Consider the following 25,651-nt stretch of genomic DNA (forward strand, 5'->3'; position numbering starts at 1 on the left):
CCCAGGACTGCTGCTCTACGCCAGCCTGATCACGTTCCAGGACAGCGGCTCCAGTACGGCCGTCAGCCGGCCATCGGCGAGGGCCGTGCCGTCGACCCGGTGCGGGACGACCCGCTCGGGCTCGGCGAGCGTGTTGCGGGCGTCCGGGTCGGCGTCGGCGAGGGCGCTGTGCTCGACGACCCGGGTCAGGTCCAGGCCGCTGAGGGCGACCTCCAGCGGCAGCGGCTCGGTCCGGCCGCGGTTGACGGCGAAGACGGTGACCGTGCCGTCCTCGGCGCGCACGGCGGTGGCGTGCAGCAGGTCGGCCTCGCCGTACCGCTTCGTCTCGTAGGTCGGCGAGTCGACGCGGACGTCCAGGACCTCGCCGCGGCCGTACTGCGACGCCTGCGCGAAGGGGAAGTACGTGGTCTGCCGCCAGGCCGGGCCGCCGGGCTCGGTCATGATCGGGGCGATGACGTTGACCAGCTGCGCCAGACAGGCCACCGTCACCCGGTCCGCGTGCCGGAGCAGGGCGATGAGCAGGGAGCCGAAGACGACGGCGTCGGTGACGCTGTAGTTGTCCTCCAGCAGGCGCGGGGCCTCCGGCCAGTCGAGGGCACTGACCTCGGCCTCCGTGCGGGACAGGTACCAGACGTTCCACTCGTCGAAGGAAAGGTTGATCTTCTTCTTGGACTTGAGCCTCGCCCCGATGTGGTCGGCCGTCGCGACGACGTTCTCGATGAAGGACTCCATGTCGACGGCCGAGGCCAGGAAGGAGTCGACGTCGCCGTCGACCGGCTCGTAGTAGGCGTGCAGGGAGATGTAGTCGACCAGGTCGTAGGTCTCGGCGAGGACCGTTGCCTCCCACTCGGCGAACGTGGGCATCGACTGGCCCGAGCTGCCGCAGGCGACGAGTTCGACCTTCGGGTCGATCTGGCGCATGGCCCGCGCGGTCTCGGCCGCGATACGGCCGTACTCCTCGGCCGTCTTGTGGCCGGTCTGCCAGGGGCCGTCCATCTCGTTGCCGAGGCACCACAGCCTGATGCCGAAGGGGTCCTTGTCGCCGTGGGCTATCCGCCGCTCGGACAGTTCCGTGCCGGCGGGGTGGTTGGCGTACTCCTGGAGTTCCAGCGCCTCGGCGACGCCACGCGTGCCGAGGTTGACCGCCATCATCGGCTCGGCCTGGGGGCCGATCTTCTTCAGGAAGGCGATGTACTCGGACAGGCCGAAGCAGTTCGTCTCGGTCGAGCGCCAGGCGAGGTCGAGGCGGCGGGGCCGTTCCTCGACCGGGCCCACCGAGTCCTCCCACTTGTAGCCGGAGACGAAGTTGCCTCCCGGATAGCGGATGGCCGTGACTCCCAACTCGCGTACGAGTTCCAGTACGTCGGTACGGAGTCCGGCCTCGTCCGCGGTGGGGTGGTCGGGTTCGTAGATACCGGTGTAGACGCAGCGGCCGAGGTGTTCGACGAAGGAGCCGAAGAGACGGGGGTTGACCTGGGCGATGGTGAAGGCGGGGTCCAGGGTGAAGCGGGCGGTGGGCATGTTCGCCTTTCGCGGTGGGTGGTTTGTGATTCGTTGGCGGCTGACTGTTGTGTGTGGCTGGTCGCGCAGTTCCCCGCGCCCCTTTCAGGTGAGTCCCGGCCAGCCTGATTTCCACGTCAGCTTGTTCAGGCCCAGCTTTGGGGTGCCGTTGTCCTTCGCGTCGTAGTAGTGGTACGCCAGCCAGTCCTCGCCTCGGTCGCGGAAGACCGACTCGCCGCCCGTGCCCACGTAGCGGCCGTGGCCGGCGAGCAGGAGTTCGCCGCCGCCCTCCAGCAGGGGCTTGCCCGTGCTGTCGACGTAGGGGCCCGTGACGGACGTCGAGCGGCCGACTCGGATCTTGTAGGTGGAGTTCACTCCGGCGCAGCACGCGTCGTAGGAGGCGAAGAGGTAGTAGTAGGCGCCGTGCCGGACGATGTACGGGCCTTCGACGGCGTACGGGGCGTCGGGGCGGGTGGCCAGGTGGTGGACGCTCGCGCCGGGGAGCGCCTTGCCCGTCCTCGGGTCGAGTTCGACCATGCGGATGCCGGTCCAGTAGGAGCCGAAGGTCATCCACAGCTTGCCGTCGGCCCTGAGGACGGCCGGGTCGATGGCGTTCCAGGCGTCGGTCCTCTCGGAGCTGAAGACCTTGCCGTGGTCGATCCAGGTGCCGGGCAGGCCGGTGGGGGACGTGGCGACGCCGATCGCGGAGTGGTTGGTGCCCCAGGAGGAGACGGCGTAGTACAGCCAGTAGCGGCCGTCGCGGAAGGAGATGTCCGGGGCCCAGGGGTCGCCGGTGTCGTTGTACTCGTACCACCAGGCCGGCGGGGCCGCGAAGGCGTTGCCGGCGTCGTCCCACTGCTTCTTGTCCCGGGAGACGCGGGCGCCGATCACGCCGCCGGTGGAGTAGGCGACGTAGCCGCCGGATGCGAGACGGATGACGGTGGGGTCGTGGATGATCTGCTGGCCGGTGATCGGCTGCGGGTCGGGGTAGGTCACGTCCGCGCTCGCCGTGGTCGGGAGCAGGGCGACGACGGCTGCGGCGACGGCGGTCGCGAGTCGGGTGCGCTTCAACGCTGGTTCTCCTGACGGGGTTCACTGGCCGGCGAGGCCGGTGTGCGCGACACCCGCCACGATCTGGCGCTGGAAGAAGACGAAGACGACGATCAGCGGCAGCCCGGCCATCAGGCCGCCGGCCATGAGCTGGGCCCACTGGATGCCGTAGGAGTTCATGACGGTCGCGATGCCGTTCGGCATGGTCATCAGGTCGGGGTTGTTGGTCACCATGTAGGGCCACAGGAAGTTGTTCCACGAGGCGATGAAGGTGAAGATGCCGACGGCGGCGAGCGAGGAGCGCGACAGCGGCAGCACGACGGTGAAGAAGACCCGCCAGCGTCCGGCGCCGTCGATGAAGGCGGCCTCTTCGAGTTCGCGCGGGATGCCCTGGAAGAACTTGTAGAGGATGTAGACCATCGCGGCGGGCGCGCACTGCGGCAGGATCATGCCCCAGTAGGTGTCGACCATGCCCATCTGCTGGACGGTGGTGAACAGGGGCACGCCGAGGACGGCCGGGGAGATCATCAGGCCCGACATCACGACGCCCATGAGCACCGCCTTGCCGCGGAACTCGGTGCGGGCGAAGCCGTAGCCGGCGAGCGCGGAGACGACCAGCACGACGGCCGTGACGAGGACCGACACGACGAGGGAGTTCACGAACCAGTTGGTGATGTTGCCGGTCTCCCACAGGGCCTTCCACGCCTGGCCCGTCCACACCTTCGGCAGCCAGTGCGGCGGGATCTCGGCGGCCTCGGCCTCGGACTTGAGGGAAGTGAACAGGGCCGCGGCGACGGGCGCCACGAAGACGGCGGAGACCGCGGCGCCGAGCAGCGTCAGCACGATCTGGCTGGGTGTCCAGGGCTTGCGGGACTTGACGCGGAGCGGTGTGGCGGTGGTCATCGGCCGCCCTCCTCACGGGTGCGCAGCAGCCACATCCGCCCGAGGGCGACGGCCGCGATGATCACGAAGAAGATGATGGACATCGCGGAGGCGTAGCCCACGCGGTAGCTGGTGAAGCCCTGTTCGAGGGTGTACTGCACGAAGGAGCGGGTGGAGAGCTCCGGACCGGGGCCGAAGTCCATCATCACGACGGCCTGGTCGAAGAGCTGCAGGGAGGCGAGGATCTGCAGTGCGATCACCAGGCCGGTGATGTTGCGCAGCATCGGCAGGGTGATGTGGACCATGCGGTGCCAGGCGTTCGCGCCGTCCAGCTTGGCGGCCTCGTACAGGTGCTCCGGGATGCCCTGGAGGGCGGCGAGGTAGAGCAGGAAGGAGAAGCCGACCGTCCACCACAGGGTTTCGATGACGATGGCGAGCATGGCGTAGGACTTGTCGGTCAGCCAGGGTGTGTCGAGCCCGAAGGTCTGGTTGAACAGGCCGATCCCCTGGGTGAACAGCCACTGCCACATGTTGCCGGCGACCGTGGACGGCAGCAGGAACGGCGCGAAGAAGCACAGCCGCCACAGCCACTTTCCGCGCTCGATGTTGTGCGCGAGCATCGCGAGCAGGAAGGCGAGGACCGTGATGCAGGGGACGACGAGCAGGGTGAAGTAGGCGCTGTGGCCGAGCGCGTCCCACATCGCCGCGTCGTGCAGCGCCTCGCGGTAGTTGTCGAGGCCGACGAAGTGGGCGGACTCGCCGGAGATGTTGGCGTCCGTGAAGCTGAGGTAGATGCCGCGCAGCAGCGGCCAGATCACGAACAGCGCGAAGAGGGCGAGGAACGGGGCGACGAACCAGCCGCCGTGCTGGAGTCCCTGCCTGCGGCGGACGGTGGCGCCGGCGGCCGCGGGCTTCGCGAGGGCCGGTGCGATGACGGTCTCAGCGCTGGTCGTCGTCATGCGACCGCACCTCCCTGCGCGGCGGTGTGGCCGTCCATCGGGTTCTTGGCGGCGAGGAGCTTGGTGAGACGGTCCTTCATCCGCCGGGCGGCGGCGTCCGGCTTCGCGGAGCCCATCGTCGAGGAGACGACGACGGGGCCGAGGTCCTGGGCGAGGACACCGGTGGAGCCCGCGAACCACACCTTGGGTTCGGTGGCCTGGTGGTCCATCGCGCTCACGTACTCGTTCTGCGGGGTGAGCCTCTTGTACGCGGCCGTGGACAGGGTCGGCGTGTAGGCGGGGATGTGCCCGCCGGCCGCCCACTGCAGGGCGTGCCGGACGACGTAGGCGGCGAGCCTGTGCGCGCCCTCGTTGGTGGCGCCGCCGCGGCCGGCCTGGTGGGGCAGGACGAAGGCGTGGGACTCGGCGTGGGTGGCCGGCTTGCCGAAGACGGGCGGCAGCGGGGTCGCGCCGTAGTCCAGCTTCGCGCCGGAGAAGACCGGCACGGACCAGTTGCCCTCCCAGGTGAAGGGGGCGCCGTTGATGAACTGCTCGCCGGTGGGTGCGCCCGGGATGACGTAGCCGTCGGTGACGTGCTGCCGGAGGAACTCCAGGACCTGGGTGGCCTTGTCGGCGTCGAAGAGGACCTCGGTGCGCTTGTCGTCGAACCACTGCCCGCCCAGCTGGGTGTAGAAGGCGACGAAGAACCACCACTGGAAGTTCTGGTCGTTGGTCCACAGGCCGATGGTCTGCAGGCCCTTCTTCTGCACCGCCCTGGCCTTCTTCAGCACGTCGAACCACTCGGCGGTGGAGGTGACCGGGACCATCCGGCCGTCGTCGCCGAGCAGGTCCGCCTTCCTCAGCACGTCCTTGCGGTAGAAGCAGAGCTGGACGTGGATGTCGAGGGGCAGGGCGTAGAGCTTGCCGTCGATGACGCCGCGGTTCCACAGCGCGGGGTTGTAGTCCTCCTTGCGCACGCCGTACTCGGCGAGCAGGTCCATGTCCCACGCGTCGAGGAGGCGCCCCGGTGCGAAGCCCGCCACCCGGCCCAGGTGCATGACGCCGAGTTCCGGTGCCCGGTTGCCGGCGGCGGCCATGGCGAGCTTGGTGTAGAAGGGGTTGCCCCACTGGAGGGTGGAGTCCTTGACCGCGATGCCGGGGTTGGCCTCACGGAAGGCGTCCAGCATGGCGATCATGTTGGAGCCGTCGCCGCCGCTGAAGAGGTTCCAGTAGCGCACCCGGGTGTCCGCGCCGGAGGCGAGCGCGTCGGCGCCGGTGCCGAGGGCCGCGAAGCCGAGGCTTCCCGCGACGGCCAGACCGCCCGCGGTGGCCAGAAGTTGCCTGCGATTCAGGCCAGGTCGTCCCATTGCCTGCCCTTACGTGTGGTCGGTGTCGTGCCCGTTGCCCGCAGCGCCGTTCGGCAACACGACTGGTCACCGGGGTACTGGGCCCGGTTGTTCGGTATTTCGAATGGCGCTCGTAACTTCGAACGGGACCGTAAGGTTGAAGAGCGGGCGCGTCAATGGTTCGGACACGACTTCCGGCCGGGTTTTCGAAAAGTGAGAGGTGGCCGCGCCGGCCCGGGCGCGATCACGTGACGCGGACACGCCCGGCCACGTAGGCTCGAACAACCCTCAAGGCGGCGGCGGAAGGAGGCGGGATGGGCATCGTGGAGCAGCTGCGGCACTCGCGGCTTCACATCTCCGCCAAGCGCGCCCTCGCCGCCTCGCTCACCGCCGCCGTACGCCGGTCCGAACGGCCGCCGGGCGATGTGCGCGCCCTGTGCCGGGCGTTGTGCGCGGCGATGTCGCAGCGGCGCGGCGGGCGCCCGGTGGAACTGCGCTTCGAGAGGTTCCCGGACGGCATCGGGGTCACCGGACTGTGGGTGGAGTTCCAGGACTTCGACCTGGTCATCGTCGAGGAGCGCGCCGAGGAGGTGCAGCAACTGGTCGTGCTGGGCCATGAGTTGTGGCATCTGCACGCCGGACACCGGCACCAGGTCGCCACCCCGGCCGCGGCCCGCGCGCTGGCCGGGCGGCCCGGCTGGAAGGACCTCGCGCTGGGCGCCGCCGCCCGCGGTGGCTCCCGCGCCGGCTCCCGCTCGCGCGACGAGGCCGAGGCCGACGGCTTCGGCCACCGGCTGGCCGCGCTGTGCCGGGACCTGATCGCGGGGACCGGCCCCGGCCGGGGCACCGGCGCCGGCGACGGGCGGTCCGCCGACGCACTGCAGCGCTCCCTCGGCCACCCCGGGCGGAACCCGCGGTGACCGACCGGCTGGCGCTCTCCCCGTCGGCGTTCGTCACCGACTTCTACACCTCGTTCTGGTGGATACCGACCCTGGTGCTGGCGTCCGCGCTGGCCATCAAACTGCCCACCATCGTGCGGCTGTGGAAGGACCCGCTGCTGCGCGCGGTCGGCGGACTGCTCCTGCTGGCCTGCGCGGTGTTCGTGTTCGTCGCGCCGTCCACCATCGCCTGGACCAACCGGGTCACCGGCGTGCCCAACATCGCCGCCCCGCTGGTGTACTCGCTGCTCACCGCGTTCTGCGGGTCCTGCCTGCTGCTCATCATCGCCTGGCGCAACGGCCCGTCCGGGCACTCGCCGACCACCCGCCGCGCCCGGCGGCTGGTCCTCACCTCCTACGGCGCGGTCATCGTCGCCCTGTGGGGGCTGTTCGCGCTCGCCGACGCCCCCGTGGAACGGCTGCGGGACCTCGACACGTACTACGCCACCACCCCGTTCATGCGCGAGGAGATCCTGCTCTACCTGCTCGCGCACTGCGTGGCCGTGCTCATCACGTCCCGGCTGATCTGGAACTGGGTGCGCACCGACGGCCTCGACGGCTGGCTGCGCTGGGGGCTGGTCTTCCTCGGCGCCGGGTACGCGATGAACCTCGTCTTCGACGCCGCCAAGCTCACCGCCGTGGCCGCCCGCTGGAGCGGGCACCGGTTGGACTGGCTGAGCACCAACGCGGCGCCGCCGGTCGCCGGGCTGTCCGCCGTGCTGATCGCGGTCGGCTTCATCCTGCCGCACATCGGCCAGTACCTGCAGGACCGCTGGCGGATGCGGCTCGCCCACCGCGAACTGCAGCCGCTGTACCGGCTGCTGCGGTCCGTGCACGGCTCCGGGGTGCCGTTCGTCCTGCGCACCGCGCCCGAACTGCGGCTGATCCGGCGCGAGACGTTCATCCGTGACGTCCTGTTACCGCTGGCCCGCCACCTCGACGACGACCTGCGCCGCCGGGCCCTCGACGCCGCCGTCGCCCTCGGGCACCCGCCGGACCGGGCGCGGGCGCTCGCCGCGGCGGTGACCCTGCTGGACGCCGTCGAGAACCGCCGCGACCGGCAGGGCGAGGAGGCCCCGGGCGACGGCGTGGACACGGTGCGGCTGCTGCGCGAGATCGGCGCCGTCTCCCGCGCGCTGCGCCGGCGGGACGTGCTGGAGGAGGTGCGCGCCCGCGCCGGCCGCCTCGGCCCGGCCCGGGGCACGAGGTAGCTGAGGGAGCGGGGACTTGGCATAGTGCACAGTTGACCGCACGAGCACACCGGGACGGTGCCGAGAACAGTGCGTACCTGGCGTACGAGCAAGGAGATGCGTCGGCTCGCCGATGCCCTCATCGACCCCATACGGGTCCCCCTGCCCACGGACCCCGAGACGCTGTTCGCCGCACTGGTCGGTTCGGTGAGCGCCTGGCGGGGGCGCGAGGTCACCGTCCACCGCGAGGTGTTCCCGCCGCACACCGCGAGCGGGCTGTGGCTGGAGCGCGAGGGCCAGGACATCGTGGTCGTCGACCGGCGGGCCGCGGTGTGGCACCAGATCGTGATCTTCTGCCACGAGGTGTGGCACATGAACCGGCGCGACGACGAACCCGGGGCGCTCGGCGAGCTGCCGCAGCCGGTCGCCGCCCGCACCGACTTCAGCCTCGCCGAGGAGCAGGAGGCGGACCGTTTCGGCATGCTGATGGGCCGCCGGCTGCGAGCCTGGCTGGAGGCACCCCCGGACTCGGTGTTCGCGGCCGACACCGGCGGCGCCCAGGACCTGGCCGGGCGGATCGGGGCCGCGCTCAACTACCGCGGGACGGGCACATGAACGGCCTGACCAACTACGTCAGCTGCTCAGTGCTGTGGCTCGGGCTCGCCGTGAAGGCCCCCGATCTGGTGCGGCACCGGCACGACCCCTATCTGCGGGCCATCTGCGCGGTGCTGGGCCTCGCGGGGCTGTGCTTCTTCCTCGGCGCCCCGCCCACCATCGGCGCGGTCAACCGGCTCAGCGGCGTCGCCAACCTCGCCGCGCCGCTGACGTACGCGGCGATCACCGCGTACGGCGCCGCCTCCCAGGTGCTGATCGTGCGCTGGCGGGGCGGTCCCGACGTGACGCGCACCGCGCGCCGCTGGATCACCGCCTACACGGGCGTGATCGTCGGCATCGGGGCGGCGTTCGCGCTGGGTGACGCGCCGGTGGAGCGCCGTACCGACCTGGACACCTACTACGCGACGACGCCGTTCATCGCAGAGATGATCGTGCTGTACCTGGTCGCGCACCTCATCGCCGCCTCCGTCACCATGGTCTCCGCGCTCAGGTGGGCCCGGCAGGTGACCGGCTGGCTGCGCGCGGGGCTGCTGACGCTGGGCGTGGGCACGCTGGGCAGCGCCGGCTTCAGCGCCGCCAAGCTCGTCGCGGTGGCCGCGCGCTGGTCGGGGCGCGACTGGTCGGCGCTGGACACGGCCGTCTCGCCGGCCGCGGCAGGGCTGGGCGCGCTGCTCACCTCGATCGGCATCCTCGTACCGCTGACCGGGCCCCGGCTGGCCCAGTGGCGCCGGGCGGGGCGGGCGTACGCGCGTCTGGCGCCGCTGGAGCGGGAGCTGGACGACGTCCTCACCCGCCGCGCCCTGCGGCTGCCGAGGCCGCGCTGGGCATCGCCGCCGACCCGGCTGATGTGGCGCCAGACCAGCATCCACAACGCGCTGGGCCATCTGGACAGCGCCTACGACCCGCTGCTGTACGCGGACACCTACGCGGCGGCCCTGCACACCGACGGCGACCCGAGCCAGGCGGAGGCCACGGCCTGGGCAGCGGTCATAGCAGCAGCGGCCCACCAGGACCGCCGGCCCCACCCACCCACCGACCCCGCCCAACAGCCCACCGCCACGGGGACACCGGTGCCGCGAACAGAAGGGGCGCCGCTGCCCGGCCCCGGCGGAACACCGCCGCCCGGGGCCGACGGGGCGCAGCTCGTCTCCCCCGTCGGGGCGCCGCTCCTCGATGCTGCGGAGACGCCGCGCCTCGGAGCAGTCGGAAGGCAGTACCCCGAGCCGGGCGGGACGCCGCTTCCGGCCGACCCCGCCCAACAGCCCACCGCCACGGGGACCCTTCCCGATCCCGCCCGCGCGGCCGGGGCACCGCCGCTCCCTCTCCCCGCCTCAGCGCCGTTGCCCGGCGTCACGGGCACTCGGCTTCCCGGCCCCGCCGGGACGCCCTCCCCCGGCCTCGCCAGCGCTCCGCTCCCCTGCCCCGCCGGGGCACCGGCCCCCTCGCCCGGCGCCGTCTCCGCGGCGCGGCAAGTGTCGGTCGGGCACGGTGGCGGGCGGGCGGTTCTTCCCGTGGGTGGGCCCGTGGATCTGGGGCGGGTTGCCGACGCGCTCGTGTCCTCTCCTCTCGTCGCCGCCGCGCGGGCGGTGAACGGGGTGCGGCCGGTATGAGTCTCGTCGTGTATCTGGCGGCCCTGGTGTTCGGGCTGTCGTCCGTGCTGATCTTCCGCCGGCCCCGCACCGCGCTGCGCAACCCCCTGACCGTGTCGACGTGCGCGGCGATCGTCCTCGGCTCGCTCGTCTTCGTGTGCGCCGCCCCGCTGACGCTGTCCGCGGTCAACGACCTCACGGGCATCCCCAACTTCGGCGCCCCGCTCACGTACGGGATGCTCTCCGCGTACAGCTGCTCCCTGCTGATCCTGCTGATCAACTGGCGCGGCGGCTCACGGGCGCACGTCCGGCGCCTGGTGCTGCGCTGCGTCGCCGCCTACGGCGCGCTGATCGTCGCCATCGTCGTGCTGTTCGCGCTCGGCGACGCCCGCACCGAGCGGCTGCGCGACCTCGACACGTTCTACGCCACCACCCCCGGCCTGCGCGAGATGATCCTGCTCTACCTGCTGGGGCACAGCGCCGCCATGGTCGTGATGTGCGCGGTGTGCCTGAAGTGGGGCCGCGAGGTCACCGGCCTGCTGCGCGCCGGGCTGCGGCTGATCCTGGCCGGCGCGCTGCTGGACCTGCTGGGCTTCCAGGCCACCAAGTACACGGCGATCGCCGCCCGTTGGACCGGTCACGACCTGGACTTCCTGTCCACCACCCTGGCCCCGCCCATGGCCTCCCTGGGCGCGCTGATCTGCTCGGCGGGGTTCGTGCTGCCGCGGCTGCTGCCGGCGGCCGTGGCGCAGTGGCGCGGGCTCGCCGACCACCGCGCGCTGCACCCGCTGTGGTCGGCGGTGCGGTTCGCCTCCACCGCGCCCAAGCCGGAGGCGTCCTGGTGGTGGCTGCCGCAGGAACGGCTGCGCTGGCGCGAGGTGTCCATCCACGACGCGCTGCTCGCGCTGGCCCCGTACTTCGACGACCGGGTCCGCGCCCGCGCCGTGGACGAGGCGCTGCGCGCGGGCCGCTCCACCCACCAGGCCCGCATCGCCGGGGAGGCCGCGATGCTCGCCGCCGCCACCCGCCGGGCCGCCGCGCAGGAGCCGCCCCTGGACGCCCCCTGCCCCTACCGGCTGCACGCCACGGAGGTCCCGGGCACCGGCGGCCTGGTGGAACTGGCGCAGGCACTGTGCCGATCCCCCCTCGGCGCGACCGGGAGCGCGGGTACGGTAAGGGCCGCCTCCCCTCGCTGAACTCCCGTTCGATGAACCCAAGGAGCCCCATGCCGCACAGAGCTGTCGTCGTCGGAGCCGGCCTGGCCGGGATGCTGGCCGCCGCGGCCCTGTCGGCCACCGTGGACGAGGTGGTCGTCGTCGAGCGGGACGACCTGCCCGACGGCCCGGAGCACCGCAAGGGGCTGCCGCAGGGCCGGCACGCCCATCTGCTCATGCCCGGCGGTCTGGCCGCGATGGAGGAGCTGATACCCGGGGTGAGTGTGCGTCAGGCGCTGCTGGCGGCCGGCGCGCACGAGGTGCCGCTCGGCTCGGGCATGCTGGCGCTTACCCCGGAGGGCTGGCTGCGGCGCTGGCGCGACGGCGGGCCCCGCATGATCACCTGCAGCCGGGCCCTGCTGGACTGGGTCGTACGGGACCTGGTGCTGAAGCACACCGGTGTCCGCGTCGAGCGGGGGCAGGCCCTGGAGTTCACCGGTTCGCGCGAGAGGGTGCGCGGCGTCCGGGTCGCGGGAGACGGCGGCGAGCAGGAGTTCGCGGCGGACCTCGTCGTCGAGGCCGGCGGGCGCGGCTCCCGGATCGGCGAGCGCCTGCGGGCGCTGGGGATCACGGACGTGCGCGAGAAGACCGTGGACGTCGGGCTCGTCAACGCCACGCGCGTGTACCGCACCCCGCAGGGCGCGGAGAACTTCCCGCTCACCGTCGTCCAGGCCGACCCGTACGCTTCCCGGCCGGGCCGCAGCGGCATGATGCTGCCCATCGAGGGGGGCCGCTGGATGGTCAGTCTGGCCGGCACCCGGGGCGGGGAGCCGCCGGCGGACCCGGAGGGCTTCCTGCGGTACACCCTCGACCTGCCGCACCCGATCGTCGGCCGGCTCATCTCGGGCGCCGAGCCGCTGGGCGACGTGCACGTCAGCCGCAGCACGAAGAACACCCGCCGCTATCTGGAGAAGGTACGGGCGTGGCCGGAGGGCCTGGTCGTGCTCGGGGACGCGGTGGCGACGTTCAACCCGGCCTACGGGCAGGGCATGTCGGTGGCCGCGCTGGGTGCCGTGGGCCTGCTGCGGGAGCTGGAGAGCGGCGGCCCGGCCGCGCCCGGCCTGGCCCGGCGGGCGCAGCGCCGCGCGGGTCGGGCGGTGGAGGCGGCGTGGGCGTCGGCGGTCGGCCAGGACATCTGGTTCCCGGACGTACGCGGCGGCCGGCCCGGCCTCGGCGACCGTCTCGTCACCCGCTACTCACGCCGCCTGACCGGCTCGGCGGCGTCCTCCCTCGGCGCGGCCCGGGCCTTGTGGGACGTGACGAGCCTGCGCACCGGCCCGACCCGCCTGCTGCGCCCCGACGCGGTGCTGGCCGCCCTGACCGGCCCCCTGCTCCCGCCCCTGTCCGGCCCGCCGATGACCCCGGCGGAACGCAAGATCCTGGCGGAGCTGGAGCGGGGACCGGCGACCGACGCCTGACGCCCGAGCCCCGCGATGTCCGAACGATCAGGGCGCCGGGACGATCGAGACACCCGAACGATCAGGGCGCCGGGACGATCGAGACACCCGAACGATCAGGGCGCCGGGACGATCGAGACACCGAGGCGATCCAGACACCGGACGATCCGGACGACGGCGCCTAACCCGCGAACGCCGGCTGGGCCAGGCCCTTGCCGGCGTCCGGAACCACCAGCAGCGAGCCGGCGACGGGATGCGGGGCGGTCAGGCCGACGCGGGCCGTCGTGACGTACAGGTCGGTCAGGCCGGGCCCGCCGAAGGCGCACGCCGTCACGCGCGGCGTGGGCAGCTCGATCACCTTCTCCAGGCGGCCGTCGGGGGTGTAGCGGCGCACCGCCGCGCCGTCCCACAGGGCCACCCACACGCAGCCGTCGGCGTCGACCGTGAGGCCGTCGGGGAAGCCGGCGCCCTCCTCGATCTCCACGAACGGGCGCCGGTCCGTCACGCGCCCCCCGTCGTGGGAGAAGACGTCGACGCGGCGGGTCGGGGAGTCGATGTAGTACATGAGGCGGCCGTCCGGGCTCCAGCCCGTGCCGTTGCTGACCGCCACGTCGTCGAGGACCAGCTCGACCGCCCCGTGCCCGGTGAGCCGGGAGAGGGTGCCGCCGCCCGGGGCCTCGTCGTAGCGCATGGTGCCCGCCCACAGCGCACCGTCGGGCGCGACGGCGGCGTCGTTGGCGCGGCGGCCGGGCACGGGCTCGCGGTGCAGCCAGCGGAAGGCGCCGTCGTCGTCCAGCAGGCCGACCCCGTCGCGCAGGTTGAGCACCAGGCCGCCGCCGGCGCGGGGTTTGGCGGCGCCGACGTGCTGCTCGGTGGTGCGGACCGTGCGGCGGCCGGTGACGGGGTCGTAGGTGTGGACGCGGCAGCCGAGGATGTCGACCCAGACCAGCCGGCCGGCTCCGGCGTCCCAGGTCGGTCCTTCGCCGAGGGCCGCTTCGGCCCGCACCGCGACCTCGTACCTCATGCGGCGCTCCGGAAGCCGAGGAGCTCCGACAGCTCGGCAGCGCCCTTGGCGGCGAGCTGCTCCAGCTCGGCCCGGCGCTCCTCGCTCCAGCGGATCATGGGCACGGAGATGGACAGGGCGGCCACCACCCGCCCGGTGCGGTCGCGGACCGGTGCGGCCACGCAGGACACGTCCGGGTTGGACTCGCGGGACTCCACCGCGATGCCCCGGGCGCGGATCTCCGCCAGGGCCTCGCGCAGGGCGGCCGGATCGGTGATGCTGTTCGGGGTCATCGCGACCAGCTCGGCGTCGTCCGGGATGCGGGTGGCGAGCTCCTGCTCGGGGAGGGAGGCCAGCAGCATCTTGCCCACCGAGGTGCAGTGGGCGGGCAGCCGGCGGCCGGCCGCCGACACCATGCGCACCGCGTGGGTGGAGTCCACCTTGGCGATGTAGATGACGTCGGTGCCCTCCAGGATCGCCACGTGCACCGTCTCGTCGCAGGTCTCGGCGACGGCGCGGGCCACCTGCTGGCCCTCGGCGGCGAGGTCGAGCTGTTCGGCGTAGCGGCTGCCGAGCTGGTACGGGCGCACTCCGAGCCGGTAGCGTCCCGGCTGGCCGGGGACGGGGACCAGGTACTGCCGGGCGGCGAGCGTGGTGACCAGCTCGTGCACGGTGGTGCGCGGCAGCTGCAGCCTGCGCACGATGTCGGGGGCGGAGAGCGTGCCGTCCCCGTCGAGGAAGAGCTCCAGAATGTCGAGAGCCCGGGTCACGGCAGGTACGAGGCGTCCCACGACCGGCCCCCTCCCTTGTTGGTCGGAATGGATGCGTTCGAAATATCAACAGGCGATCGGCATGGCGAACACAGGCTAGTCATATCCCGTTCGCGCGGGCAATGGTGAGGACGGTCCCGGCTGCGCTGGGCGACGATGGACGGCGTGCCGCCCTCCTCCCAGCGCCCCGCCGCCCCCTTCACCCGCCGCGACTTCCAGCTGGTCCTGCTGCGCCGCATGGCCGACCACAACCCCGGCCTCGTCGAGGACGCCCGCCGTGAGCTGGGCGTCTCCCTGGCCGAGATGCGCGAGGCCAACAAACGCTGGCAGGCGATGGTCCGCTCACCCCGCGCCCGCGCGGCGGCCTCCCGCTACCGCTCGGTCCTGGGCCCCCCGGAGTCCGAGGGCAAGCGCACGATCGGCGACCTGGAGTGCGCCGCCTGGCAGTGGCCGCTGCCCCTGTGGCCCGACCTGCGCTTCGAGGTGCTCGTCGGCCCGCGCGGCGCCGTCTGGAACGAGTGGCTGGTCCGTGCGCCCGACGCTCCCGCCCCCGCCCTGCGCACCCTGGAGGACCTCACCCCCTGGTCCTGCACGGTCGACGAGGCGGCCCGCGCCTTCGCCCCCGCCCGCCCCCTGGAGGGCACCGCGCCCACCCGCTGGGGCCTGGCCTTCACCGCCCCGGACGCGCGCGGCGTACGCCACGAGGTGGTCGCCGAGTTCACCTGGGGCCTGCTGCAACGCACGGCCGTCTCGGACTAGCGGACGGCCGGGGTTGGCCTTCCCCTTCGGGCAGGCCGCGTAGTGGCCGGCGCCGTGCCTGCCCAGTGGCCGACGTCATGGCGGCCGACGCGGCCCGAGCGGTGCGGTTGGGGTAAGGAAGAGGCTGGTGCCAGTACAGCAGCCCCTGTCGAAGGAGTCGCCGCGTGTCCTCCCTCTTCCCCGCCCTCACCGGTGATCCGGGCGAGCAGGTCGCCCTGCGGTTCGGCGATCGGGTCCTGACGTATGCGGAACTCGCCGCGGCGGCCGGGGCCGTCGGGGAGCGGGTGCGCGGGCCGGGCCGGGTGGCCGTGTGGGCCACGCCCGCGCTGGAGACCGCCGTCGGCGTCGTGGGCGTGCTGCTCGCCGGTGCGGCGGCCGTGCCGCTCAACCCGAAGTCGGGCGAGAAGGAGCTGCGGCACATCCTCACCGACAGCGCGCCCGCGCTCGTCCTGGCCGCGCCCGGGGACGAACTCCCGGCGGCCCTGGCGGGTCTGGAGCGCGTCGACGTCGACGTGCGCGGCGCCGGGCCGCTCCCCGACGACCGCGGCCGCGACGAGGGCGACCCGGCGCTGATCGTCTACACCTCCGGCACCACCGGCCCGCCCAAGGGCGCCGTCCTCCCGCGCCGGGCGATCGCCTCGACCCTGGACGCGCTCGCCGACGCCTGGCAGTGGACCGGCGACGACGTGCTGGTGCACGGGCTGCCGCTGTTCCATGTGCACGGGCTGGTGCTGGGCGTGCTCGGCCCGCTGCGGCGCGGCGGGTCGGTGCGCCACCTCGGCAGGTTCAGCACGGAAGGGGTCGCCCGGGAGCTGGGCGGCGGCGCCACCATGCTCTTCGGCGTGCCGACCATGTACCACCGCATCGCCGAGACCCTGCCCGGCGACCCGGAGCTGGCGAAGGCGCTGGCCGGGGCCCGGCTGCTGGTGTCCGGGTCGGCCGCGCTGCCGGTGCACGACCACGAGCGGATCGCCGCGGCGACCGGACGGCGGGTCATCGAGCGGTACGGCATGACGGAGACGCTGATGAACACCAGCGTCCGCGCCGACGGGGAGGCCCGGGCCGGGACGGTGGGCGTGCCGCTGCCCGGCGTCGAGCTGCGGCTCGTCGAGGAGGACGGGACCGTCATCACGTCGTACGACGGGGAGAGCGTCGGTGAGATCCAGGTGCGCGGGCCGAACCTCTTCACCGAGTACCTGAACCGGCCCGACGCCACCGCCGCCGCGTTCACCGGGGACGGCTGGTTCCGCACCGGGGACATGGCGGTGCGCGACGGGGACGGGTATGTGCGGATCGTCGGGCGCAAGGCCACCGATCTCATCAAGAGCGGCGGGTACAAGATCGGCGCGGGGGAGATCGAGAACGCGCTCCTGGAGCACCCCGGGGTGCGGGAGGCGGCCGTCACCGGGGAGCCGGACGCGGACCTGGGCGAGCGGGTCGTGGCGTGGATCGTCCCCGCCGACCCGGCTTCCCCGCCCTCCGCCGGGGAGCTGGCGGACCACGTCGCCGCCCGCCTGGCCCCGCACAAGCGGCCCCGCACGGTCCGTTACCTGGAGGCCCTGCCCCGCAACGACATGGGGAAGATCATGAAGCGGGCCCTGCCCCATGACTGAGCGCCTGTCCGCGCGCGCCGCGCTCGCCCTGGTCACCGACGACTTCACCGAACTGCCCGCCCCCGACCGGCGCTCCGGGCCCGACGGGCCGCTGGCCTGGCGGGGTTACGACGCCCAGCGCGCCCGTGCCGCCGAGCGCACCGGCGAGCGGGAGTCCGTGGTGTGCGGCACGGGCACCGTCGAGGGCACCCGCGCGGTGCTGGTCTCCTTCGAGTTCGGCTTCCTCGGCGGCTCCCTCGGCGAGCGCACCGGGGACCGGCTGGAGGCGGCGTACGAGCACGCCCGCGCGCATCGGCTGCCCGTGGTGCCGCTGGTGGCCACGGGCGGCAGCCGGATGCAGGAGGGCATGCTCGCGCTCACCCAGCTCCAGCGGGTGGCCCGCCAGTCGGCGCTGACGCGGCAGGCGGGCCTGGCCCAGATCGCCGTCCTGCGGGACCCGACGACCGGCGGCGGCTGGGCGACGCTCGGTGCGGGCGCCGACGTGGTGCTGGCGCTGCCCGGCGCCCAGGTCGGCTTCGCGGGTTCCCGGGTGCGGCCGCCGGACGCCGATCCGGCCGCGTACACGGCGGAGGCGCAGGTGGCGGCGGGATCGGCGGACGCGGTCGTGGAGCCGGGGCGGCTGCGGGCGGAGCTGGGCCGGTGGCTGCGGCTGCTCACGCGCCCCTGTGACGCGCCCGCTCCGGTGCCGGCCGCGCTCGGGGCCCGGGAGCTGCCCGCCTCCGGCTGGGACGCCGTCCAGCGGGCCCGCGACCCGCGCCGGCCGCGGGCACGGGCGTATCTGGACGCCTACTTCACCGAGCGCGTCGAGATCAGCGGCGACCGCTGCGGCGGCCGCGACCCGGAGGGGATGCTCTGCGGGTTCGGCGAGCACGAGGGGCGGACCATCGCCTACGCCGCGCAGACCGGCACGGCGACGCGGCCGGCCGGCTACCGGACCGCGGCCCGGCTGATCCGGCTCGCGGACCGGCTCCGCGTCCCGGTGCTGACGCTGGTGGACACGCCGGGCGCGGCCAACGACGCGGAGGCCGAGCGGCAGGGCGCGGGGCCGGCCATCGCGGAGGTGTTCGCGGCGGTGGCGTCCGCGCGCACGCCCCTCACCACGCTGCTGATCGGCGAGGGCGGCTCGGGCGGCGCGCTGGCGCTCGCGGCACCCGGCAACACCTGGGCCACGCCGGACAGTTACTTCTCCGTCATCGCACCCGAGCTCGCGGCGGCGATCCTCAAGCGCCCGCAGGAGGAGGTGGCGGCGACGGCGGATCAACTCCGCATCACACCGAGGGAGTTGGGCGAGCTCGGGGTGATCCGAACAGGCGATCAGTTGCTCCCTGGAACAGGTGATCGTCACTCATGAGGGCGACTGCGGCGGGCGAGACGCACGATACTTACGGTGTGCAAGCGACGGGCTGCAGACCGTAGTCGACGCACAGGTCCCACATCAGAGCACCACCGCAAGGAGAAGCACGATCATGAACCTGCTCACCGACGTCCTCGCCGGCCTCGTCCACTTCATCGGCTGGCTGGTCTGAGGGCGAAGGCCCGAGGCAGCACAAGGCGGCGCCGTCTCCCCGTCCCAGGGAGGCGGCGCCGCCGTATGGGTATCCGTACGGGGCTACTTCACACCGACCGCGCCGAGGAGTTCCTGGCGTACCGAACCGCCGCGGTCGTCGCCGGCGGAGGCCCGCAGGGAGACCGAGAGCGCGTCACGCGGCACGGTGAGCGTGCCGCGCCAGGACGCCCCGGACCCGTCCAGGCGCACGTCCCGCCAGGTCCGCCCGTCGTCGTACGACACCTCCAGCCGCCCGCCACCGAGCGTGCCGGTGCCCCTCGCGCCCACCACGTAGGAGGCGCCGAGCCCGACCGGGACCCGGCTGTCGGCCCGGACATTCCCCGCGAGGTCGGTGCCGACGTCGTAGGCGAGGTTGATCAGCGGCAGGAAGGTCCAGCGGTCCTCGGGGGTCGCGGCCGAGCGGAACGTCCACTCGGAGCGGCCTTCCCGGGCCCTGCCCCAGCGGCCGGCGTCCAGTGCCGTCTCGGTGACGACCGTGTACGTGCGCTCGTCGGCGGGCGCGTTCCACACGTAGGCGGCGGAGCCGGCCCCCCGGTCGGCCAGGGCACCGTCGACGTACACCGAGGTGGTCTGGTGCATGCCGCTCTCCTCGCTCCAGACGTCGCCGAAGCCGGTGTGGTCGGGCCCGGAGTCGCCCCAGCCGGGCGTGTTGAACTGCAGCTGGTTGCCGCTGCGCTGCTGGCCCCAGCCGAGCCCGGTGCCGAGCCAGGGGTGCCACACCGGCCGGAACCAGTTCAGCCCGGGCCGGGTGCCGCCCCGGTAGGCGACCAGCCCGCTGCGTTCCTCCAGCGCCCCGTCGGCAGCCGTCACCGACTCGTGCCACAGCTGGCCGGGGCCGGTGGAGACGTAGTCGGTGCGGGTGGCGGGGAAGTCGGCGCGCTCCTGGAAGCCGATGCCGACGGGGAAGGCGGACGTGATCGAGTAGCGGAACTCACCGCCAAAGGCCGGCTTCGCGGCGTGGAACCGCACGCCGACGGCGGCGAGTTGCCGCGCGCCGGGTGCGTAGGTGAGGTCCCGGTCGGGGATCGCGCCCGGGTGCCCCTCGGACAGGTCGTACACATAGGGCGTGTCGCGGGTGACGGTCAGGTCCACACGTCCCTCGGCACGCAGCCGCTGGGCGTCGGCGGTGCTCAGGGTGGCGATCGGGAAGGGCCGGTCGCCGCCGTCGTCGGCGCCCCACCAGGCGTTCAGCCGGCCGGGCGCGTCGTCCGTGACGAACAGGGCCTTCACACCGGCGTCCTGCGCGGCCTGCGCGAGGGCCACCGGGTCGGTGCCGTCGGTGAGGCGGGCGAGGACCGCCTTGCCCGCGACGCCGGTGAACGGCCCGTCGCCGACGTCGGCCAGCGGCAGCCGCAGCCGTCCGTCGGTGAGGGCGCCGCCGGGCTGCGCGAGGGCCTCGCCGACGCCGCGCACCTCCATCAGCGGCTTGCCCAGCCGCCACACGGTCCGGTACTCGAAGGTGCCCCGGGTGACCTTCCGGGTGGGCGCCGCGAACACGCTGTCGTACTTCACCGGCACCTGGACCGCGCCGAACAGGTCGGAGCCGCCTCCGGCACGGTCGTACTCCATCAGCAGCTGCCGCGTCTCGGTGCGCCGGCCGACGTCGGCCCGCACCTCACGCAGGGTGCGCCCGTCCAGGGTGACCTCGCGGTCCCGGTCCAGGGCCACCTCGGGGGCGGCCAGGAAGCCGAGGCCGAGAGAGTCGGCGCCCCGGCTGCCGCGCACGTCGAGGAAGGAGGTCAGGCTGTACGTCCCCGGCTTCAGCCGCAGCTTCAGGGTGCCGGAGTCGCCGACCCGGGCGGGGAAGGGGTCGACACCGGCCGCGAGCTGCTGCACCGCGAGGTCGGCGGCCGTGGGCCCGCCGTCGCGGTCCTTGACGTGCACGGTGAGCGTGTACCGCTCCTCCTCCTTGACCAGCCCGAACACGGTGTGCGCGACGGGGGTTCCGGCCGCGTCGGAGGCGACGATCTGCCCGCTGGTGTTGCCGACGGGGGCCTGGGAGCCGTCACCGGTGACGGTGGTGGAGGCCGTGCCGTGCGCGGGGACGGTGAGCGTGGTGTCGGCGAGGGTGGCGACGCCGTCGGGCGCACCGGTGACGGCGAGCTTCAACTCGGCCGGTGCGTCACCGGTGTTGGTGTAGGTGATCGTGCGGGTCACCGGCCTGTTCGCCTCGTACGGCCAGCTGTAGTAGCCGAGGTCGGCGCTGCCGGTGGCGGTGACGGTCGCGTCGATCGTGTCCGGCACGCTGACCCGCCCGCTGCCCAGCTCGTAGGCCGGGGCGTCCAGTTGCCGGGAGGTGGACATCAGCGCGTCCTTGAGCCGCGCACCGGTCCAGTCCGGGTGGCGCTGGGCGAGGAGGGCGGCGACGCCGGCGACGTGCGGGGTCGCCATCGACGTACCGCTCATGGAGGTGTACGGGCCGCTGCCCGGCGTGAGCCGGGAGCGGGCGGCGAGGATGTCGACGCCCGGCGCCGACACATCCGGCTTCAGGGCGTTGTCGCCGTAGCGGGGCCCGGCGCTGGTGAAGTACGCGGCCCGGTCGGCGGAGTCGACGGCGCCGACGGTGAGCGCGGCGTCTGCGGCGCCGGGCGAGCCGATCGAGGAGGGCGCACCGGTGTTGCCCGCGGCGACGACGAAGAGCGCGCCGGTCTCACGGGTGAGGGTGTTCACGGCCTGGGCCATGGGATCGGTGCCGTCGCTCGGCTCGGTCGAGCCCAGGCTCATCGAGACGATCCTGGCGTGCACGTCCCGGGCGGCCCACTCCATACCGGCGATGATCTGCGACTCGCTGCCCGAGCCCTGGTCGCCGAGCACCTTGCCGACCGCCAGCGTGGCCTCGGGCGCGACGCCCTTCTCGCGGCCGTCGGAGGCGGCGCCGCTGCCGCCGACGGTGGAGGTGACGTGGGTGCCGTGGCCGTTGCGGTCGGCGACCTCCTGGCCCTCGACGAAGCTCCTGGTGGCGGTGACCCGGCCCGCGAGGTCGGGGTGGCCGGCGTCGACGCCGGTGTCGAGGACGGCGACGGTGACGCCCTTGCCGGTCAGCCCGGCCTCCCAGGCCTTCGGCGTGCCGATCTGGGCGTTGCTCTCGGCCATGCCGGCCGTGACCCGCCCGTCGAGCCACACCTTGCCGGCGCCGCCCTGCCGGGTGAGCGCCTGCCAGAACGCGCGCCCCTTGCGCGCCCGTACGGCGTCCCCGCCCACGCTCGGCAGCGCCCGCACCCGCCGGGCGCCGGGCGGCACGGCGGCCCTGCCGCCCTTGCCGTGGGTGACGATCAGGGGCAGTTCGCCGGCCTTGTCGTCGGTGAGCCCCTGCCGGATCAGGGCGCTGACGTCGAACAGCCGCCGGTCGAGCGTGCCCGCCCGCAGATACGGCAGCGCCTCGTCCGGTACGACGCTGATCTCGCCGTTCGCCGTCTGGGTGCGCACGCTTCCGCTCGCGCCCCGGGGCCGCTGGACGGTCACGGTCCGCTTGCCGCCGCCGAGGTCGGTGACCGTGACCTGGTCGCCGGTGACGAGGGTGACGGTGCGGGCGGCGTCCGCCGTGCGGGCGGCGCTTGGAGTGGTCCCCGGGCCGGGGCCGGCCGCCCGGCCCGCGCCGGCCGGCAGCAGGGCGATCACGAGCCCGGCCGACAGGAGGGCCGCCCCGCGTCTGACTGGTCCTGTGCTCATCCACGCCTCTCTTCGTCGTGTGTCCGAAGAGTGTCATGTGCCGTGTGGTGACGGGGAGTTGACGGCAGACGGCGGAAAGCTGCCCTGGCGCATTCCCGCCAGGTGTCCGGTGACGGACGCGGTAACCGGGTACACCGCACGCGCACCGTCCGTAACAATGGGAGCCGGCAAGGTCGGAACCTCACGGGGGAGTTGGCGGCGCGATGGAGCAACTGGTGGAGTTCACCACCGAGGAGGGCGCCCTGGTCGTGGTGGAGGGCGTCGAGGACGCCGCCGGCGCACGGCTCGTCTCACGCGGCGGCACCGCGCAGGCCACGCGCACCTTCGAGAACTCCCTCGCGGGTGTGCGCGCGGCGGCCGAGTCGGCGCTGCGGGTGCTGCGCGACGGCGCGCTGAAACCGGACGCGGTGGAGCTGGAGTTCGGGGTGAAGATGAGCGCGGAGGCGGGCGCGGTCATCGCCAAGGGCGCGGCGGAGGCCCATCTGGTGGTGAAGCTGAGCTGGTCGCCGGGCGGGGCCGCCCGGGGCCCGGAGCAGACCTCGTCATGAGCGGCACCGCCTGGCACGCCCGCGTCGAGTGCGGCCCCGAGGTGGGCGCCGGGTTCCTGGTCTCCGCCCGCCATGTCCTCACCTGTGCGCACGTGGTGCGCTGCAGCGACACGGACCCGGTGACCGTGGCGTTCCCCAACTCCCGCTCGCTGGGCGCGTTATCGGCGGCCGTCGCGGTGCGCGGCGACTGGCGGGGCGGGCCCGCCGACCCCGGGGACCTGGCGGTGCTGGAGCTGGCCGAGGACGTGCCGCTGAGCCCGGCCCGGTTCGCGCCGCCCGGCGCCGAGCACGGCGGCCGGGAGCTGATCGCCTACGGCTTCCCGCGCGGCTACGACGAGGGCATGCTCGCCGCCTACCGGGCGCTGCCCGGCCCGCGGATCTCCGACGAGTGGGTGCAGCTGGAGGCGCTGACCGGGCACGGGCAGCCGCTGGTGGCCGGGTTCAGCGGGGCGGCGGTGACGCTGGCGGACGGCTCGGTCGTCGGCATGGTCACGGCGGTCGCGGGCGGCCGGGAGGTACGGGTGGGCCGGATGCTGCCCACCGAGGTCATGGCCCGGTACTGGTCCGGGCTGGGCGAGCTGGTGCCCACCGGCCACCGTCCCGAGACGCTGCGCCGGCTGTACGCGCTGGTGCGGCGGGCCGAGGCCGAGGGCACGGGCGTCGACGCCAACCGGCTGTACGGGGACGCGGTGGGTCCGTTCGGTCCGCCGCTGCCGCCGGGCGGCTTCCCTTCGCTGTCCCGGGCCGCGGCGTACGTGCAGTGGGAGGTCCCCGAGCCGGAGGCCGCGGACCGTCTCGCCGACCGGCTCCAGGAACTCCTCGACGGGCCGGACGCGGCGGTCGGGGCGCGGCCGGCCTCCTCCTGGTCGCCGGTCGTGGTGGAGATCGACCACAGCGGCGCCGGGCCCGACCAGGTCACCGTCGCGGTGTCCGCGTACCGCGACGGGCGGCGCCGGCCCGTGGGCGCGGGCCGGCTGCCGACCAGCGCCGTGCGCGGCTATGTCCAGCAGCGCCTGGACGAGGCCGCCGACCAGCTGGCGCCGGACGCCGAGGAGCTGGTGACGTTCGTGCTGCCGCGCGAGTGGCTGAACGAGCCGGTGGCGCAGTGGGAGTGCAGCGCCGAGGACTCCACCCCGCTGGGCTGCGCCTACCCGCTGGTGGTCACCGACCGGGCCCGGCACCGCAGCGGCCGGCTGCGCCGGCAGCTGCGCAAGAAGTGGCAGAAGCTGGACGTGTCGCCGGGCGCGGCCGTGCACCGCGTGGAGTGCGGCACCCGGGAGCGCCCGGGTGGGCTGCGCAGACGGCTGTGGGACGGCGACGCCCATGTGGCGGGCTTCGCCTCACCGCCGGGCGCGGCCCGCGAGTACTTCGACGTCTCGCTGACGGTTCCGGTCCCGGTCCTGCTGTGGCGCCGCACCGGCTGCCCCGGCGGCGGGCACGACGGTCCGTGCGCGGGCGCGGAGTTCCTCGACGAGCTGACGGCGTCCCTGACCGGCGTACCCCCCGCCGAGCTGCCCCGGCATGTGCAGAAGCTGCGGCTGGACGCGGACGCCGAGGGCCCGGACGGGCACTGGGCCCGCGAGCTGCAGCTGCTGTGGGACGACCCGCGCTGCTTCCCGGAACCCGCCGCGAGCCTGCACACCCCGGTCGCGTGAGAACCCCCTGAACCACCCTTGGAGACACGAACCCATGCCCCTGTGGCCCGTCTACACCGGCACCAGCGAGCCGCACGACGGCATCGACCGGCTGCCGCCGCCACCGCCCTGGCGGGCCTTCGACGGCCATCCGGTGCTGCCGGTGCCGGACGAGCGCGCCGACGCCGCCGCCGTCTCCCCCGACCGCAGCCACCGCGCCGCCACCTACCAGGCCACCGAGGAGACCGTGCAACTGGTCAACGCGGCCCTGTACCTGCGCCGCCCGCTGCTGGTCACCGGCCCGCCCGGCACCGGCAAGTCGTCGCTGGCGTACGCGGTGGCGCGCGAGCTGCGCCTTGGGCCGGTGCTGCGCTGGAACATCACCAGCCGCTCCACCCTGCACGACGGGCTGTACCAGTACGACCCGCTGTCCCGGCTGTACGCCGCCCGGCAGGGCCCGCAGGCGGCGGACGCCGGCATCGAGCACCATCTGCGCCTCGGCCCGCTGGGCACCGCCCTGCTGCCCTACGACCGCCCGCGCGCCCTGCTCATCGACGAGATCGACAAGAGCGACCTGGACCTGCCCAACGACCTGCTGAACGTGCTGGAGGAGGGCCAGTACGAGATCCCCGAGCTGGTGCGCTCCGCCCGGCACACGCCCGAGGGCCGGGCCCAGGTGATGGTCGACGGCACCGACGAGCGGGTGCCGGTGGAGCGCGGCCGGGTGCGCTGCCGGGCCTTCCCGTTCGTGGTGCTGACCAGCAACGGCGAGCGGGAGTTCCCGCCCGCTTTCCTGCGCCGCTGTGTCACGCTGCGGCTGCGGCAGCCCGACGACCGGCATCTCGCCGAGATCGTCCGCGCGCACCTGGGCGAGCCCGACGAGCGGGCGCGGCGGCTGATCGAGCGGTTCCTGTCCCGGGCGGGCGCCGGGGACCTGGCCACCGACCAGCTGCTCAACGCGATCTACCTGGCCCGCTCCGCCGACCTGGACGCCACCTCCCTGGACGACCTGGCGGAACGGCTGATGCCGTATCTGGGCCAGGGCGCGCAGACCGATGTCTTCTGACCCGTCCGGGTGGCCGGCCGCCCTGGCCCGTCTCGCCGACGTGCTGGCCGAGGCGGCGGGCGGCCCGCGCCCGAGCGCGCTGGAGCTGGCCGAACTGCTGTGGCTGGCCGGCCGGATGACGGAGCGGGACGAGGACCGGCCGCACACGGTGCCGCCGCAGCGCAGCGCTGAGCCGGCGCCCGCTCCCGCGCCGGACGGTGAGCAACAGACCCCGCCGGCCCCGGTCTCCCCCGCCGCGCCCGCCCCGGCCCGGCCCCGCGCCCCGCTGCACCTGCCCGCCCCGACCCGGCGCCCGGCGCACCGACCGCGCCGCACGCCTCGCTGCTGGCGCCGGCACCGCCGATGCTGCCCCACCCGCTGCAT

Annotated in this window: 20 protein-coding genes and 1 pseudogene; 13 read left to right on the forward strand and 8 right to left on the reverse strand. The window is 73.9% G+C overall.

All coding sequences use genetic code 11. The features are described 5' to 3' along the window. Positions 1-15 precede the first annotated feature (15 nt). The 5 genes from C3489_RS15180 to C3489_RS15200 all read right to left on the reverse strand — a co-directional run bounded on the left by C3489_RS15180 (position 16) and on the right by C3489_RS15200 (position 5,737). The gene (locus C3489_RS15180) at positions 16-1,521 is read right to left on the reverse strand and encodes an alpha-N-arabinofuranosidase (protein WP_103782340.1); all 1,506 of its coding nucleotides are present in this window, start codon (positions 1,519-1,521) and stop codon (positions 16-18) included. 84 nt (positions 1,522-1,605) lie between these two features. After that, positions 1,606-2,571, reverse strand: coding sequence for an arabinan endo-1,5-alpha-L-arabinosidase (locus tag C3489_RS15185; RefSeq protein WP_103782341.1), 966 nt, complete (start codon positions 2,569-2,571; stop codon positions 1,606-1,608). Positions 2,572-2,592: 21 nt separating this feature from the next. Then, entirely contained in the window at positions 2,593-3,453 is an 861-nt protein-coding gene (locus C3489_RS15190) for a carbohydrate ABC transporter permease (protein ID WP_103782342.1), read from the reverse strand. Next, entirely contained in the window at positions 3,450-4,391 is a 942-nt protein-coding gene (locus tag C3489_RS15195) for a carbohydrate ABC transporter permease (RefSeq protein ID WP_103782343.1), read from the reverse strand. Before C3489_RS15195 ends, C3489_RS15190 begins: the two co-directional genes overlap by 4 nt. Then, complete coding sequence (locus tag C3489_RS15200; protein ID WP_103782344.1) at positions 4,388-5,737, reverse strand: extracellular solute-binding protein; 1,350 nt, start codon at positions 5,735-5,737, stop codon at positions 4,388-4,390. Before C3489_RS15200 ends, C3489_RS15195 begins: the two co-directional genes overlap by 4 nt. Before the next feature lie 293 nt (positions 5,738-6,030). On the opposite strand from C3489_RS15200, the gene C3489_RS15205 reads away from it, so the two are divergent. From C3489_RS15205 to C3489_RS15230, 6 genes are all read left to right on the forward strand, one after another. After that, positions 6,031-6,636, forward strand: a complete 606-nt coding sequence (locus tag C3489_RS15205; RefSeq protein WP_103782345.1) for a toxin-antitoxin system, toxin component family protein — start codon at positions 6,031-6,033, stop codon at positions 6,634-6,636. Beyond that, the gene (locus tag C3489_RS15210) at positions 6,633-7,865 is read left to right on the forward strand and encodes an MAB_1171c family putative transporter (protein WP_103782346.1); all 1,233 of its coding nucleotides are present in this window, start codon (positions 6,633-6,635) and stop codon (positions 7,863-7,865) included. The genes C3489_RS15205 and C3489_RS15210 overlap by 4 nt, the downstream gene beginning before the upstream one ends. Before the next feature lie 96 nt (positions 7,866-7,961). Beyond that, the gene (locus C3489_RS15215; protein WP_103782347.1) at positions 7,962-8,459 is read left to right on the forward strand and encodes a toxin; all 498 of its coding nucleotides are present in this window, start codon (positions 7,962-7,964) and stop codon (positions 8,457-8,459) included. Continuing rightward, positions 8,456-10,069 (forward strand): MAB_1171c family putative transporter, encoded by a 1,614-nt coding sequence (locus tag C3489_RS39860; RefSeq protein WP_308460809.1) that lies wholly within the window; start codon positions 8,456-8,458, stop codon positions 10,067-10,069. The genes C3489_RS15215 and C3489_RS39860 overlap by 4 nt, the downstream gene beginning before the upstream one ends. Further along, positions 10,066-11,244, forward strand: coding sequence for an MAB_1171c family putative transporter (locus C3489_RS15225; RefSeq protein ID WP_103782348.1), 1,179 nt, complete (start codon positions 10,066-10,068; stop codon positions 11,242-11,244). Before C3489_RS39860 ends, C3489_RS15225 begins: the two co-directional genes overlap by 4 nt. 29 nt (positions 11,245-11,273) lie before the next feature. Continuing rightward, complete coding sequence (locus tag C3489_RS15230; RefSeq protein ID WP_103782349.1) at positions 11,274-12,680, forward strand: NAD(P)/FAD-dependent oxidoreductase; 1,407 nt, start codon at positions 11,274-11,276, stop codon at positions 12,678-12,680. A gap of 160 nt (positions 12,681-12,840) precedes the next feature. Here the strand turns inward: C3489_RS15230 and C3489_RS15235 are convergent, their stop codons facing one another. Then, positions 12,841-13,683 (reverse strand): SMP-30/gluconolactonase/LRE family protein, encoded by an 843-nt coding sequence (locus C3489_RS15235; protein ID WP_103782350.1) that lies wholly within the window; start codon positions 13,681-13,683, stop codon positions 12,841-12,843. Next, the gene (locus C3489_RS15240; RefSeq protein ID WP_103782351.1) at positions 13,680-14,453 is read right to left on the reverse strand and encodes an IclR family transcriptional regulator; all 774 of its coding nucleotides are present in this window, start codon (positions 14,451-14,453) and stop codon (positions 13,680-13,682) included. Before C3489_RS15240 ends, C3489_RS15235 begins: the two co-directional genes overlap by 4 nt. A gap of 135 nt (positions 14,454-14,588) precedes the next feature. Between C3489_RS15240 and C3489_RS15245 the strand changes: the two genes are divergently transcribed. The 3 genes from C3489_RS15245 (at position 14,589) to C3489_RS15255 (ending at position 18,155) form a co-directional block, all read left to right on the forward strand. Then, on the forward strand, positions 14,589-15,191 hold the full coding sequence (locus C3489_RS15245; RefSeq protein WP_103782352.1) for a hypothetical protein: 603 nt from the start codon (positions 14,589-14,591) through the stop codon (positions 15,189-15,191). Positions 15,192-15,355: 164 nt separating this feature from the next. Next, complete coding sequence (locus C3489_RS15250) at positions 15,356-16,804, forward strand: acyl-CoA synthetase (protein WP_103782353.1); 1,449 nt, start codon at positions 15,356-15,358, stop codon at positions 16,802-16,804. Beyond that, the gene (locus C3489_RS15255) at positions 16,797-18,155 is read left to right on the forward strand and encodes a carboxyl transferase domain-containing protein (RefSeq protein WP_103782354.1); all 1,359 of its coding nucleotides are present in this window, start codon (positions 16,797-16,799) and stop codon (positions 18,153-18,155) included. Before C3489_RS15250 ends, C3489_RS15255 begins: the two co-directional genes overlap by 8 nt. 258 nt (positions 18,156-18,413) lie before the next feature. Here the strand turns inward: C3489_RS15255 and C3489_RS15265 are convergent, their stop codons facing one another. Continuing rightward, positions 18,414-22,040: a S8 family serine peptidase gene (locus C3489_RS15265; protein ID WP_103782356.1), complete on the reverse strand. Its 3,627-nt coding sequence runs from the start codon at positions 22,038-22,040 to the stop codon at positions 18,414-18,416. A gap of 203 nt (positions 22,041-22,243) precedes the next feature. On the opposite strand from C3489_RS15265, the gene C3489_RS15270 reads away from it, so the two are divergent. The 4 genes and pseudogenes from C3489_RS15270 to C3489_RS38680 all read left to right on the forward strand — a co-directional run. Beyond that, complete coding sequence (locus C3489_RS15270; protein ID WP_103782357.1) at positions 22,244-22,588, forward strand: CU044_2847 family protein; 345 nt, start codon at positions 22,244-22,246, stop codon at positions 22,586-22,588. Further along, on the forward strand, positions 22,585-24,243 hold the full coding sequence (locus tag C3489_RS15275) for a trypsin-like peptidase domain-containing protein (protein WP_103782358.1): 1,659 nt from the start codon (positions 22,585-22,587) through the stop codon (positions 24,241-24,243). The genes C3489_RS15270 and C3489_RS15275 overlap by 4 nt, the downstream gene beginning before the upstream one ends. 34 nt (positions 24,244-24,277) lie before the next feature. Then, the gene (locus tag C3489_RS15280) at positions 24,278-25,288 is read left to right on the forward strand and encodes a MoxR family ATPase (protein WP_103782359.1); all 1,011 of its coding nucleotides are present in this window, start codon (positions 24,278-24,280) and stop codon (positions 25,286-25,288) included. Beyond that, a pseudogene (locus tag C3489_RS38680) lies at positions 25,278-25,651 on the forward strand (hypothetical protein); the annotation flags it as partial. The gene C3489_RS15280 and the pseudogene C3489_RS38680, both read left to right, overlap by 11 nt.

Origin of the sequence: Streptomyces sp. Ru71 (assembly GCF_002920535.1) — a bacterium.
In the GTDB taxonomy this organism is placed as follows: domain Bacteria; phylum Actinomycetota; class Actinomycetes; order Streptomycetales; family Streptomycetaceae; genus Streptomyces.

Coding starts and splice junctions, on each gene's coding strand:
- C3489_RS15230 (WP_103782349.1), top strand. CDS start 11,274: ATGCCGCACAGAGCTGTCGTCGTCGGAGCCGGCCTGGCCGGGATGCTG.
- C3489_RS15265 (WP_103782356.1), bottom strand. CDS start 22,040: ATGAGCACAGGACCAGTCAGACGCGGGGCGGCCCTCCTGTCGGCCGGG.
- C3489_RS15195 (WP_103782343.1), bottom strand. CDS start 4,391: ATGACGACGACCAGCGCTGAGACCGTCATCGCACCGGCCCTCGCGAAG.
- C3489_RS15225 (WP_103782348.1), top strand. CDS start 10,066: ATGAGTCTCGTCGTGTATCTGGCGGCCCTGGTGTTCGGGCTGTCGTCC.
- C3489_RS15215 (WP_103782347.1), top strand. CDS start 7,962: ATGCGTCGGCTCGCCGATGCCCTCATCGACCCCATACGGGTCCCCCTG.
- C3489_RS15235 (WP_103782350.1), bottom strand. CDS start 13,683: ATGAGGTACGAGGTCGCGGTGCGGGCCGAAGCGGCCCTCGGCGAAGGA.
- C3489_RS15180 (WP_103782340.1), bottom strand. CDS start 1,521: ATGCCCACCGCCCGCTTCACCCTGGACCCCGCCTTCACCATCGCCCAG.
- C3489_RS39860 (WP_308460809.1), top strand. CDS start 8,456: ATGAACGGCCTGACCAACTACGTCAGCTGCTCAGTGCTGTGGCTCGGG.
- C3489_RS15255 (WP_103782354.1), top strand. CDS start 16,797: ATGACTGAGCGCCTGTCCGCGCGCGCCGCGCTCGCCCTGGTCACCGAC.
- C3489_RS15245 (WP_103782352.1), top strand. CDS start 14,589: ATGGACGGCGTGCCGCCCTCCTCCCAGCGCCCCGCCGCCCCCTTCACC.
- C3489_RS15205 (WP_103782345.1), top strand. CDS start 6,031: ATGGGCATCGTGGAGCAGCTGCGGCACTCGCGGCTTCACATCTCCGCC.
- C3489_RS15270 (WP_103782357.1), top strand. CDS start 22,244: ATGGAGCAACTGGTGGAGTTCACCACCGAGGAGGGCGCCCTGGTCGTG.
- C3489_RS15275 (WP_103782358.1), top strand. CDS start 22,585: ATGAGCGGCACCGCCTGGCACGCCCGCGTCGAGTGCGGCCCCGAGGTG.
- C3489_RS15280 (WP_103782359.1), top strand. CDS start 24,278: ATGCCCCTGTGGCCCGTCTACACCGGCACCAGCGAGCCGCACGACGGC.
- C3489_RS15190 (WP_103782342.1), bottom strand. CDS start 3,453: ATGACCACCGCCACACCGCTCCGCGTCAAGTCCCGCAAGCCCTGGACA.
- C3489_RS15200 (WP_103782344.1), bottom strand. CDS start 5,737: ATGGGACGACCTGGCCTGAATCGCAGGCAACTTCTGGCCACCGCGGGC.